Annotated in this window: 11 protein-coding genes; 6 read left to right on the top strand and 5 right to left on the bottom strand. The window is 50.2% G+C overall.

Annotated features, from left to right (window positions below; all coding sequences use genetic code 11):
• Positions 1–7: 7 nt before the first annotated feature.
• From METH5_RS0104700 to METH5_RS0104690, 3 genes are all read right to left on the bottom strand, one after another.
• Positions 8–1,714: an OmpA family protein gene (locus tag METH5_RS0104700; protein WP_029147422.1), complete on the bottom strand. Its 1,707-nt coding sequence runs from the start codon at positions 1,712–1,714 to the stop codon at positions 8–10.
• A 464-nt stretch (positions 1,715–2,178) separates the two neighbouring features.
• The gene (locus tag METH5_RS16005; RefSeq protein WP_157381500.1) at positions 2,179–2,271 is read right to left on the bottom strand and encodes a helix-turn-helix domain-containing protein; all 93 of its coding nucleotides are present in this window, start codon (positions 2,269–2,271) and stop codon (positions 2,179–2,181) included.
• Between the two features lie 317 nt (positions 2,272–2,588).
• Entirely contained in the window at positions 2,589–4,223 is a 1,635-nt protein-coding gene (locus METH5_RS0104690; protein WP_029147420.1) for an NAD(P)/FAD-dependent oxidoreductase, read from the bottom strand.
• Positions 4,224–4,413: 190 nt separating this feature from the next.
• On the opposite strand from METH5_RS0104690, the gene METH5_RS0104685 reads away from it, so the two are divergent.
• Entirely contained in the window at positions 4,414–5,511 is a 1,098-nt protein-coding gene (locus METH5_RS0104685) for a diguanylate cyclase domain-containing protein (RefSeq protein ID WP_029147419.1), read from the top strand.
• A 10-nt stretch (positions 5,512–5,521) separates the two neighbouring features.
• Here METH5_RS0104685 and METH5_RS0104680 read toward each other — a convergent pair whose 3' ends face one another.
• A complete protein-coding gene (locus METH5_RS0104680) occupies positions 5,522–6,118 on the bottom strand; it encodes a DnaA ATPase domain-containing protein (RefSeq protein WP_029147418.1) in 597 nt (198 codons plus the stop codon).
• Between the two features lie 25 nt (positions 6,119–6,143).
• A complete protein-coding gene (locus METH5_RS0104675; RefSeq protein ID WP_029147417.1) occupies positions 6,144–7,274 on the bottom strand; it encodes an AI-2E family transporter in 1,131 nt (376 codons plus the stop codon).
• Between the two features lie 176 nt (positions 7,275–7,450).
• Between METH5_RS0104675 and purM the strand changes: the two genes are divergently transcribed.
• From purM to METH5_RS0104650, 5 genes are all read left to right on the top strand, one after another.
• Positions 7,451–8,497: a phosphoribosylformylglycinamidine cyclo-ligase gene (gene purM / locus METH5_RS0104670; RefSeq protein WP_036308162.1), complete on the top strand. Its 1,047-nt coding sequence runs from the start codon at positions 7,451–7,453 to the stop codon at positions 8,495–8,497.
• Positions 8,497–9,210, top strand: coding sequence for a DUF3108 domain-containing protein (locus tag METH5_RS0104665; protein ID WP_029147415.1), 714 nt, complete (start codon positions 8,497–8,499; stop codon positions 9,208–9,210). Before purM ends, METH5_RS0104665 begins: the two co-directional genes overlap by 1 nt.
• A 28-nt stretch (positions 9,211–9,238) precedes the next feature.
• Positions 9,239–10,324, top strand: coding sequence for a DUF3108 domain-containing protein (locus tag METH5_RS0104660; RefSeq protein ID WP_029147414.1), 1,086 nt, complete (start codon positions 9,239–9,241; stop codon positions 10,322–10,324).
• Between the two features lie 22 nt (positions 10,325–10,346).
• Positions 10,347–11,624: an RsmB/NOP family class I SAM-dependent RNA methyltransferase gene (locus METH5_RS0104655; RefSeq protein WP_029147413.1), complete on the top strand. Its 1,278-nt coding sequence runs from the start codon at positions 10,347–10,349 to the stop codon at positions 11,622–11,624.
• A gap of 91 nt (positions 11,625–11,715) precedes the next feature.
• Positions 11,716–12,942, top strand: a complete 1,227-nt coding sequence (locus METH5_RS0104650; protein ID WP_029147412.1) for a dicarboxylate/amino acid:cation symporter — start codon at positions 11,716–11,718, stop codon at positions 12,940–12,942.
• The last annotated feature ends 3 nt before the right edge of the window (positions 12,943–12,945 follow it).

The raw sequence follows: 12,945 nt of genomic DNA, 5'->3' as shown, positions 1-12,945 counted from the left end.
CCTCTCCTTAACTCTTTATTTTTGGTTTGAAATCTGAAACGAACTCGGCTGCGCCATTTCCGTAAATTAATTTACCGTCTTTGGCAACCGTCGCATTTGATACCGGCATCAAAATATCCATACACTGAATCCCATGATCCCCATTTGCAAACACTCTGTACAACAGGCCATTGGTTGTTTGATAGGTGTTTACATCCGGATTAATGAACACATCTGGCGTTTGATCGCGATGGCTAGATTTATAGTTTGAATATACTTTCAATTCGGGTTTATTGCCTGGCACTAAACCCTCCCTTAAAACAGAGACCTTATTGAGCACCACAAGATTCTTTCCAACCATATCTGCCCAGGTTCTTCCATACATGCCCGGCATGTATTCAGCCGTTTTATATGCCAAACCATCTTTTAGTGACTTTACAGCCCCAGAACTCCGAGGGCGATCAACATTACATGTGCTAATAGATTGCATATCGCTCGCACGAGCTTCGCTAATCAATGAAAAAGATGAAGATTTTTTTGTTTCAACCATGCCGGTAGATACAAGAGCCAGACTCTCCGAGAAAGGCTTCCCTTCAAAATCAATAAACCGTTCACCTGAAGCCACTTTCTGCTTAGGCTGGGCACTCGCTTGCACTGTAGGAGATTTTGATGTCTTTTTATTAGTCGTGACGGCGGTTTTAGTCTTCTTAGATGTATTTGAAACAGCCACCGACAGCGGAGCCTCGACGTTCATTGCAGTCTCTACCGCTGCAGATGTCGAGCTCGGACTATTCCCCTTGGCTGCAGATCTATAGTAAGCCGTATTGGGTCGTCTATTGACGAGGTACATATCAAATACCTGTTCATTCGAGAGATCTAGAATTTCAACGCGTCTATTTTTCGCTCTGCCCTCAGGCGTGTCATTATCGGCAACAGGCATCGTTTCCCCAGCGCCCTGATAAAACACTTTATCTTCAGGAACGCCTGCCTCTTTGAAAAGCTTTGCGATTACTTTTGCACGACGCTCTGAAAGTTCCGCATTATGAAGAGTGCTTCCAGTATCATCGGTATGTCCGACCAGCAGGATACGGCGGTCATTAAATGCCTTTTCTATGTCTTTCTTTTCTTTGTCCGCCTTAGCCTCAAACATCTTTTCAGGATTTGTGTAGGTTTTTGCAATCTCAAGGAACATCTCACGCGCTTTGGGTTGCAGTACATCAGAGTCGCTTTCAAATTGCGTACCCCCCGCTTTGTCTACGACAGCAACAGACAATCCAATCTCTTGTGTCTTATTGTTTGCAAGCATTTGCGGGTTGCTACCGTTTGAAGTCGTTTGTGTAGAACCAGACGTTTTATTGCTCTCGACGGGTAGAGCCAGCGGAGTCATTTGAATCTCAGCATCGTACTTTTTTTGGATTTTAGAAATCTCACATTGACGGTTTCCGATCTCATGTCCAATAAGTCCGCCCAGGCCGGCACCAATGATGCCGCCGACGACAGCTCGACCCAGTGAGTTTTTATCTCCTGTAAGTACAGCGACCAACACACCTCCCGCAGCGCCTAAGGCGATTCCAACATTCCGCTTGCTATTTGAACAAGGATCGTCACTGTTGAATGTTTCTTTAAACGTTTCTTTGAACGACCTACTCTCGCCGTTAGGTCCTTTGGTTGCGCACCCCTGGAAAGACAGCGCAGTGATTAACATGATGGGAAGAGGCTTCAGTTTTAAGTTCATAGTTTTTTATTTTCGTTATTGAATATTTAGGCGGATTCAAGTTTGAAATGCAACGCGTGAACAGAAGAATACCTGAGCGGGCGGCTGGAATCCAAGCCTTTTTCTAGGTCTGTTGTTTCATCAGCACATGGCGGTGACTATTTCCTGTTCTGTCACAGTGGTGAAGTCTCGCTTTTTTCGGAAGGTGCTGCCTGATCAGCCCGTTCATGTTTTTATTTGCTCCTCGCGCCCATGAAGCGTACGGATGTGCGAAATAAAAGTCAGCCTTAAGCTGAGGGCTGATTTGCTGAGGACTCCATCACTCTGGCAGCCGAGATTGTGCAAATTGCCAAGTGATATTATCAATCAGACGGGCGTTATGCGAGCGGCGCGCATCGGCTAAACGCTGTGCTTGTTTGGGGCGATAAACGCGCTGCCCCTGATTGCGCGAGAGAACTTTCTGCTGATCTAAGGCTTTGCTCGTCCTAGAACACAGCAATTTCGTTTAATTTAAGTCCTGCTTTCTTCAAAGCGTCAATCTGGTATCGTTCTTCTAGGGTAAGGTGTGTGTAGTTCATCTTTGCAATTGTGACTGGCGGTCAAAAAGGCTTGGATACTATCGCAACTCGCCCATGTAAAGCGCATTATTCAAAATTGCACTGCATTCTTGAGATCGCTTCAATAAAAAATATCGATAACTGTTTTTTCTGTTGATGGTTGCTGGTTGTGTTGATTGGTTAAATGGGTGATGCACCAATCTATATCTTTCTTCTTACCGTCGCAATCGTGTGCAAGCCTGAAATTAGGGCTGTTTAGGCTAATTTCTTGGGCATGAAAGCAACCTTGACCAACGCCATATTGATAGCGATTGACGCGTATTTATGACATAACAATCCTAACTGGCTGCCATGCTCAAACTTACCGCCTCCGCCACTTTAATGCCATCCACCGCGGCCGACAAAATGCCACCCGCGTAACCGGCGCCTTCGCCGCAAGGGAATAAGCCTTTGGTGTTGATGCTTTGCAAGGTATCGTCGTCGCGCTTGATGCGAATCGGGCTGGAGGTGCGCGTTTCGACGCCGGTGAGGACGCCGTCAGCCAAATCAAAATTGGGGATTTGTTTGGCAAATGCCGGGATGGCTTCACGGATAGCGGTAATTGCGAACTCGGGTAAAGCGGAATCCAGGTTGGTGAGATGTACGCCGGGCGTATAAGAGGGCGTGACTTCACCAAACTCGGTAGAAGGCTTGTTTGCCAGAAAGTCACCAATCAGTTGGCCTGGGGCTGAATAGTCGCTGCCGCCTAATATAAATGCATGGCTTTCTAACTGGCGCTGTAATTCAACACCGGCCAATGGGTGGTCGGGGTAATCTACTTCTGGTGTAATGCCGACCACAATCCCTGCGTTGGCATTGCGCTCGTTGCGGCTATATTGGCTCATGCCATTGGTCACTACACGGTTTGGCTCTGAGGCGGCTGCCACCACGGTGCCGCCAGGACACATACAGAAACTGTACACACTGCGGCCATTTTGCGCGTGATGCACCAGGCGGTAATCTGCTGCGCCCAGTTTCTTCAGGATGTCTTCGCTATAGCTTTTGCCATAGCGTGCACGGTCAATCAGGTTTTGTGGGTGTTCAATACGAAAGCCGATTGAGAATGGTTTGGCTTCGATATAAACCCCTTTGTTGTAGACCATTTCAAAGGTGTCGCGCGCACTGTGGCCAACAGCCAAGACCAGATGTTGCGTGGCGAGATATTCGCCTGTTTGCAAGGTCACGCCTTGTACCTGCTGATCCTGGATATCAATTTTAGTCACGCGGCTATCAAAGCGGATTTCGCCACCCAAGTTGATGATGGTGTTGCGCATTTCTTCCACCATGCTCACCAGTTTGAAGGTGCCAATATGCGGATGGCTGACGTATAAGATTTCTTCCGGCGCGCCAGCTTTGACAAACTCTTGCAGCACTTTGCGCCCCAGATGTTTGGGGTCTTTGATCTGGCTATACAGCTTGCCATCCGAAAACGTGCCAGCGCCGCCTTCACCAAACTGCACGTTAGATTCCGGGTTGAGTTTACGTTTGCGCCATAAGCCCCAGGTGTCCTGGGTACGCTCACGCACCTGCTTGCCGCGCTCAAGCACAATCGGTTTGAATCCTGCCTGAGCCAAAATCAGGGCGGCAAAAATACCGGCAGGGCCAAAGCCAACCACAATCGGGCGTTGTGTTTGCGCATTATTCTGGGTTGCCACAAACTGGTAGCTGGTATCAGGCGCGGGTTTTACGTGCGGGTCTTTTTTAAATTTGGCCAGCAGTTTGGCTTCATTTTTAACTTCGGCATCGATGTTATACACGTATAAAATCGCATGCGATTTTCTGGCGTCCACACCGCGTTTGAATATTTCAAAACGGATCAATTCAGTTTCAGGGATTTGCAGTTTGGTCAGCAGCGCGTCCTTGATCTGCGCGTCCTGATGTTTGATATTCTCCGCCTCGATAAGCGGTAATTTGATTTCGGTGATACGCAGCATAAATTGTCTCGTGGATAGTGGTTATCTATCAAAAGTGTATTTTATTATAATCAGACTAGTCGTATGATGGATTTTATTCGGCTTTGATTTAATCTGCGCAAAAAAATGACGATATAACTATCGTATGTTTAACTACAAGCGACGAATTATTATCCCGTTAATCATTGCTACTGCACTTTTGTGCGTTTCAATGGTATGGCTGTTTATTGCCATGTATCAGCTTGTCTATTATTCCGAACAAAAAGACCTGGTCGACAGGCAGCGCTATGACATCGTCGCTCTGGGTAAGGCGATTACCAATGCCGAAAGCGGCCAGCGTGGCTACTTGCTCACCGGCCATACCTTATTTCTGGATACCTTGGAGCATGGGCGCACGGAGACCCGGCAAGTGCTAGCGAGGCTGGATAAGCAAACATCTGATCAGCCCGACGTGCGCATCGGCTTGGACAGAATCAAACAGTTGGTGCATCTGAAGTTTGATGTGATGGACAAAACTATACAGGTGCAACTGCATGCGGGTGACTTTTCGCCACACTTGTCGCTGAATAAAGACAAAGGGCGCGAGGTGATGAAGCTGATTAATGATCAGCTCGACGAGATAGGCAGCAAGCTGCAGCAACTGCGGGAGGGCTTTGAGCAAGAGATCCGCAAACGCATGTTTGCCTCTGTGATCGGCGCTATTTTGCTGGGCGTGGTGATTATTGGCGTGTTGCTGTTTTCTTATCGTAGCACCACAGAATTGCTGGAACAGGTGCTGGAAAACCAGGCGGTCGCTAAGCAAGCGAGTCATCAGGCGGATCACGACCTGCTCACCGGTTTGCCTAACCGGCGCAGTGTCGACATGCATCTGGCCAACACCTATCAATTGGCAAAACATACTTCCAAGCAGTTTGCGGTGCTGTTTATGGATCTAGATGGCTTTAAACTGGTCAATGATAAATATGGCCATGGCGTGGGCGATGCGCTGCTGATAGAGGTCGCTGAAATGTTTAAAAAAGTGCTCAGGCAATCGGACTTTCTGGCGCGCCAAGGCGGTGATGAGTTTGTGCTGGTGGTTGGCAGCTATTTATATCGCCAGGAGTTAACTCAGTTGGCGGAGCGGCTGATTAAGCTATTTACCCAGCCGGTGATGACGCGCGGGATTCCGCTGGAGATTGGTGTCAGTATTGGTATTGCCGAATATCCGCACCATGGCAAACATGTCAAGCAACTGCTGCATGTGGCAGATAAAGCCATGTATGACTCGAAGAAAAACGGCAAAAACCGTTATAGCTTTGGCTCGGAATAAAATGGGCTGATTAGCTGTCTTGCAGCATTTTTTTTAATGACTGCACAGTAACGGCTTTCTTGGTGGTGAGTGACCACTCATCCAAAGCCTCGACCACAGCCATCAAGGTGGGTAAATCGCGGCGCAAATAGCGCAGGCAGTAAGCAATCACTTCGTCTGGCAGCTTCATGCTGCGATCACGCGCATGCGCACGCAGCGCATCGGCTTTTTCATCATCACTGAGTGGGTGCAATTGATACACCAGCCCCCAGGCCAGACGGGTGGCCAGGTCGCGACGCAAACCCATTTGTGTGGGCGCATGGCTGCCCGCGGTGACTAATACGCCGCCTTCGGCTTTAATCTGGTTGTAGGTATCAAATAATACAATTTGCGACTCTTCATCCAACGTGTGCACATCGTCGGCAATGTGCGCGCCCAGGCCTTGAGCCGCCAGCAGCAAATGGCTTTTGCCGCTGCCCGATTCGCCCCACAAGTAAATAAAATGCGTGGTTGCTTCGCCTGCCAGCACAGCGTGCACACTGGCAAGTGCCTCCTGGTTTTGGCCAACAATAAAGTTATCAAAACTTGGCGCAGCCGGTGGTTGAATATTGAGCAACAGTTGTTTCACAGCAGTCGTTTCAGGTGTCTGGAAATTAATCGTCCAGGGTTTGAATAATTTGCGGTTGGCTGCTTAAGTAAGCTTCGCTACGCAAATAACTTTGTTTGGTATGGCGCACGCCCACGGCAATGGCGGCGCTGACTGGCAATGCAAGCAGCACACCGGCAAAGCCAAATAACTGGCCGCCTGCCATCAAGGCTAAAATCACAATCACCGGGTGCAGGCCGATGCGGTCACCCACCAATATTGGGGTAAGAATAAAACTTTCTACCAGTTGCCCGACACCAAACACCAGTAATACGGGCACCACTTCGGGCAGCGAGGCAAATTGCAGCAAGGCCAGCACCACCGCCAACACAAACGCCAGGGCAAAGCCAAGGTAGGGCACAAAGCTGAGTAGGCCCGCAATCATGCCAATTGAGAGCGCCATGTCGAGGCCAGCCAGCCATAAGCTGACGCTATAAAACACACATAATGAAAACATCACTGACAACTGGCCGCGCAAAAATTCGGCGACAACGCGGTCAATTTCAACCGACATGCTGCGCGCACGTCCGACCCAGTCGCGTGGAATCAGTTCGCCAATCTCGGCCACCATGTCATCCCAGTCGCGCAAAAAGTAAAACAACACCACCGGTAATAAGCAGATATTGGCAAAGATGCCAATCAGGCTCAGGCTTTTTTGGCCCGCGCTAAGCAAGAATGACCCTATCATGCTGCCAGCGGTTTGCCAGTGCTCGGTGATCAGTTTCTGTACGTCGGCGTGGTTTACGTCGAGGTGAATGCCAAACTGGTGTAATAACCAGGGCTCGACCTGCTGGTGAAAGTGATCGAGCAGCAAGGGCAGCCGTTGCGCAATCAGCATCGACTGCTGTTGCAGCAAGGGAATGATAATAAGCAGCAGGCCGGTGAGGGCCAAAATCACGCCCAGCATCACCAGCAAGGTGGCCAGGGTGCGGCCAATTTGCCAGCCGTTCACACCGGTTTCACTCAGCCGGTCTACCAATGGGTCCAGCATGTAGGCAATCACGGCGGCTGCCAAAAACGGCGTCAGGATAGGTTCTAGCAGATAAAACAGGTAGATAAAGACCGCCGTGACAATCCACCAGCGGTGATCGCTGACAAACTGGGTGGCGACAGATTTCTGATGATCCTGGTCTGACATGGCTATGTGTGACACATCTGCACAATCCGGCATAGGTCGAAGCGGCAAGATGCGTTAAAATAATGATTATTTTAAAATTATACTGAATTTCAACGCTGTATCACGCTTTGTTGCAAACATCTGCGCTGGCTGGCGTTGTTCACCTGATTAATTGCACTAAAAGAAACGAGAGTATCTTGACGACTTCTTCTGAAAAAACTTCACTTACCTACCGTGATGCTGGTGTTGATATGGAGGCAGGTGATGCCTTGGTTGAGCAAATCAAGCCGTTTGCCAAACGCACCATGCGCCCTGAAGTGATGGGCGGTATTGGCGGTTTTGGTTCGCTGTTTGCCATGCCTAAAAAATTCAAGGAGCCTGTGCTGGTGTCTGGCACCGATGGCGTGGGCACCAAGCTAAAGCTGGCGTTTCAACTGGACAAGCATGATACCGTGGGTATCGACCTGGTGGCCATGAGTGTGAACGATATTTTGGTGCAGGGCGCTGAGCCGCTGTTTTTCCTCGACTATTTTGCCTGTGGCAAACTTGAGGTGGGCACTGCTGCGGCCGTGATTAAAGGCATTGCCCAAGGCTGTGAAGAGTCTGGTTGTGCGCTGGTGGGCGGTGAAACCGCCGAAATGCCGGGCATGTATCCTGCCGGTGAATATGACCTGGCCGGGTTTGCAGTTGGCTGCGTTGATAAAGCCAATATCATTGATGGCTCTACTATTAAAGCTGGCGATATGGTGTTGGGCCTGGCTTCAAGCGGTGCGCATTCCAATGGTTATTCACTGATTCGCAAGCTGATTGAAAAGTCAGGTATCGATATGGAATCAGACTTCCACGGCCGCCGTTTTAAAGATGTGGTGATGGCGCCGACCAAACTGTATGTGAAATCTATCCTCAAATTACTGGACACCTTGCCAGTGAAGGGCATGGCCCATATTACCGGTGGCGGCATCACTGAAAACATTCCACGCGTGTTGCCCGCAGGCTTCACTGCAGAAGTGCAGAAGTCGAGCTGGACCTTGCCGCCATTGTTTCAATGGTTGCAGGCACAAGGCAATATTGAGCCGATTGAAATGTACCGCACATTTAACTGCGGTATCGGCATGGCGGTGATTGTGGCAGCTGAGCATGCAGAGCAGGCGCAAGCCGTGCTGGCTGGCGCAGGTGAGACGGTTTACCGCATTGGCCAGATTCGCGCGCAACAGGCAGGTGAAGCGCCAACCGTGGTGGTGTAATGCTGCTTTTAAAGCGTGGTTTGAGCCATTATCGCCAGCGTGTGGTCAGTGTGCTGACGGCAATGGCACTGCTGGCATCGCCCTTGCTCTATGCGGCACCCAAACAATTGACGCTCAAATATGACTTGTTGCAACAAGGGATCAGCATTGGCACAGTGAAGGATCAATTGAGTGTCACCGGCAACCGCTATCAGATTGCCTCTTTGGCTGAAGGTAAAGGTATTTATAAGCTTATGGGTGAGCGCACACTTTCTAGTCAGGGCCAGGTGATTGCAAGTGCGTTACGGCCATCCCGTTTTGAGTCACGTCAATCCAAGCACCCTGGCAAAGCCTTGATCAGTGAGTTTGACTGGGCAAAAAAAGTGCTCAACATGCAGATTAAAGATGAGCAGGCCACAGACACTCTGACTAAAGGTACGCAGGATTTATTAAGTGTCATGTATTGCTGGATGTGGCAACCACCCAAGGAAAAACAGGTTAATCTTTTGGTGGCCAATGGTAAAAAGCTTGCCCTGCACAGTTTTGTGGTGACTGAGGAAGCCACACCGCTGAAAACAGAGGCGGGCACGTTTAACGTGATTAAACTAAGCGATGCTGACGGTGAGAAAACACTGTATCTGGCGAAGGATAAAGGCTATTTACCGGTCAAACTGGTGATACAGGATGACGGCAAGCGTATGGAGCAGGTGATCACCAGTATCACCGGTCAGTAACGGGTTCTGCCGCTCGGGAAAGCACGTGATGCAAGCATCAGGTCTGCGACACTGGATTCAACAGCATGTTTCCTGGCCATTGGTGCTAGCGCTGGGTTTGTCTCTGTTGTTGCATCTGATGGTGTTGACTGAGGTCAATTGGCGTAACTGGTTGGTGGAAGAGGCGCCACAGCAGACTGTGCTGCAAGCGCGACTGTCACCGCCACCCATCGCTCAAGCAGTGACTGCCACCCCGATGAGCAAGCCACGCCCGACACGGATGAAACCGTCATCACCGTTGCCCAAAGCGCCTGTGGTACAACCCGAGTCCCCAGTCGAGTCTGCGGACATTATCGCAGAACATGCCTCTGAGTTGCCCGCTGTGGCGGAGCAAGTAGTGCCCACTGAAGAAGAGGCGCAAGCTAAGTTGGCAGAAATCAATGCCTGGCACGAAATGGATCAACCTGCGGCTGTGGCAGACGATGCAAAGCCGCCGCCTTACCAGCGCGTAAGTACTGCGTTTGTGGTGTATGTGAATGGCGAAGAACGGCCTGCCGGCAGCGCAAGTATTGACTATGTACAAGATAGCCCAGGCCATTACACGCTGCGTTGGCTGGTTGAGGGGCGTGGTCTGTTAAAATTGTTGTACCCATCGCTTGAGCAGCAAAGCACGGGTGAAGTGGGCCCTGGCGGTTTAAAACCACACTTTTACCGCTATGCGTTTGGTAGCCGTGCCAGTAAAACCTATGCAGCCACGTTTGACTGGGAAACCAATGTGATTAGCCTGCAAACCAGCAAAGGCGAGCAGCGACGGGATTTGCGCGTGAACACGCAAGATATCCTCAGTTTTATGTACCAGTTTATGTTTGTGCCACCCTTGCAGGAAATGCATGTGACACTCACCAACGGCCGCCGGGTTGGTGAGTATGAGTATACGTTTGAGGGGGAAGACAGCCTGGTGGTTGCTGATCAAACCATACAAACCGTGCATATTGTGCATACGCGTGGTGACACCGATGAAAAAGTAGAACTATGGCTGGCCAGCGATTACCGCTATGTGCCGGTCAAAATTAAAAAGCTGGAGAAAAACGGCATGGTGATTGAACAAGTCGCCACGCGGTTAGTCACCGAATAACGTAAGTATTTGAAAGAACCTGATGAATCAATCCCTTATGCGCCAGACGGCGGTGTTGTTAAATGACCTGCTTAAATTTGAGAGCCCGGCCGACGCCAGACTCAGCGAGTTTTTTCGCCAGCATCGTGAATTAGGGACTAAAGACCGCGCCTGGGTGGCTGAAACCGCTTATGGCGTGTTGCGCCGCTACCGTTATTTGCGTGAAGTCAGCATGATTGAAGCCGATGAGCAGGAAGACACGCGTAAGCTGATCATCGCCTGGATGCTCAAGATTGAAGGCAAAAGCATCCGTGATCTTGATGACATGCTGGATGAGCGCCAGAAAGAGTGGGCGGTCACCATCAAAGCCAAAAATAGTGAGGGCTTTGCACCTGCCGTGCTAGCCGATGTGCGCGATTGGTTCTGGAACAAGCTTGTGGAGCAATATGGCGAAGCCGAAGCCATGACCATTTGCCGCAGCATGTTTGAGCAAGCCAGCCTCGATTTGCGCGTCAATACCATTAAGTCTAACCGTGAAGAAGTGCTGTCACGCATGCTGGCCGAAAATACCGTTAAAGATAACGTCATTGCCCCCACGCCATATTCCCCGCTCGGTGTGCGCATGGCAGCACGGTTAAATATCGGCAAACATATTTTGTTTACCGAAGGCAAAATCGAAGTGCAGGACGAAGGCAGCCAGTTACTGAGCTACCTGGTTGCCCCTAAACGCGGCCAAATGGTGGCCGACCTGTGTGCGGGTGCCGGTGGCAAAACATTGGCACTGGGCGCCCTCATGAAAAACACTGGTCGCTTATATGCGTTTGATGTGTCTGAAAAACGCCTGAATAACCTGGGCCAACGCCTGAAACGCAGCGGCTTATCTAACCTGCAAGCGCAGTTGATTAATAACGAAAACGACTTAAAGCTCAAGCGCCTCAACGGTAAGTTTGACCGCGTGCTGGTCGATGCGCCCTGCAGCGGCTTGGGCACCTTGCGCCGTAACCCGGATCTCAAATGGCGTCAGGACCAGGAAGATGTCGCCGAGTTGAACGTCAAGCAAACCAATATCCTCGCCCGCGCCGCCAAACTGTGTAAGGCTGGTGGCCGTGTGGTGTATGCCACTTGCAGTTTATTACGTGACGAAAACGAAACCATTGCCGAAGCCTTTTTACAAGCGCATCCAGAGTTTAAATTAGTGCCTGCAAACGAAGTGTTGGCGCAACAGAATATCGTGCTGGATACCGGCGATTACTTGAAGTTATTGCCACACTTGCATGGCACGGATGGATTCTTTGCCGCGGTGTTTGAAAAAGCAGCATAAGATTAGATTGAGGCAGCTTAGGCTGCCTCTTTTTCATTCGATGGTTTCGGCCGTTTAGCGAAATGGACTATCTTAAAGGGTTGTTATAGACATGAAAAAGCTCGGACTCAACGGACAAATCTTTCTAGCCGCGGCAGCCGCTGTGGCGCTAGGCTTGTTTGCGCATGGCAAAAATGTTGATCACGCTTTATACGCCTCCAACCTGGTCGGCACCCTGTTTATTGACCTGCTCAAAATGGTGATGATTCCGCTGGTGTTTTTTGCGATCACCACCGGTATTGCCAACCTGCGCCAGCATAGCCAAATGCATGTGGTGTGGAAAACCACTTTGCTGTTTTTTGCAACGACGACACTGATTGCAGTGGTGATCGGTCTCGGCGCCAGTCATGTGTTCCAACCCGGTGCAGGCTTGCATCTGGATATGTTTGCCGATGCCATGCAGCAATTTGAGACCAAGCAGCTGACCTTGCCAGAGTTCTTTACGCAGTTTTTGCATGGCGTATTTATGAACCCGTTTAAGGCGTTGGCCGAAGGGAATATCCTGGCGATTGTGTCGTTTGCGCTACTGCTAGGCATTGCGCTGGTGATGTCCGCCGAGCGCTATCCACATTTGCTGGCCGTATTTGAAGAGGGCATGGCGCTTAGCATGCAGATGATCAACTGGATCATGCGTTTGGCACCGTTTGGTATCGCAGCGTTATTGTTCAAACTGGTCGCCACGCAAGACGTGAGTTTGTTCGCCAGTTTGACCAAATTTATGTTGCTGGTAACAGGGACGACTTTGCTGCATGGCTTGGTTGTGTTGCCCGCCCTGCTGTTTCTGCTCACCGGCAAACGTCCGTGGTGGTTTTTACGCCAAGCCAAAGAAGCGTTACTCACCGCGTTTGCCACGAGTTCGAGCAATGCCACCATGCCGGTGACCATGCGTTGTGCTACGCAAAACATGCAGGTAAAACCTGAAATTGCTGGCTTTGTGGTGCCATTAGGCGCAACGGTGAATATGGACGGGACGGCGCTGTATGAGGCTGCCGCCGCCTTGTTTGTAGCGCAACTGGCAGGCATTGAGTTGTCGCTCGGCCAACAGTTAGTGGTATGTTTTACCACCATGATTGCCGCCATGGGCGCGCCTGGCATTCCAAGTGCGGGCATGGTCACCATGGTCATGGTCTTGCAAAGTGTTGGTTTGCCCGCCGAGGCGATTGCGATTTTGTTACCGATAGACCGCTTGTTAGATACCGTGCGTACTGCGGTCAATGTTGAAGGCGATATGATAGGTAGCCTGGTCGTACAGCATAGAGTTGAAAAATTAGCGCAATAAACG

Source organism: Methylophilus sp. 5 (assembly GCF_000515275.1).
Lineage (GTDB): Bacteria > Pseudomonadota > Gammaproteobacteria > Burkholderiales > Methylophilaceae > Methylophilus.
This window is presented reverse-complemented; position numbering and strand designations above follow the sequence as displayed.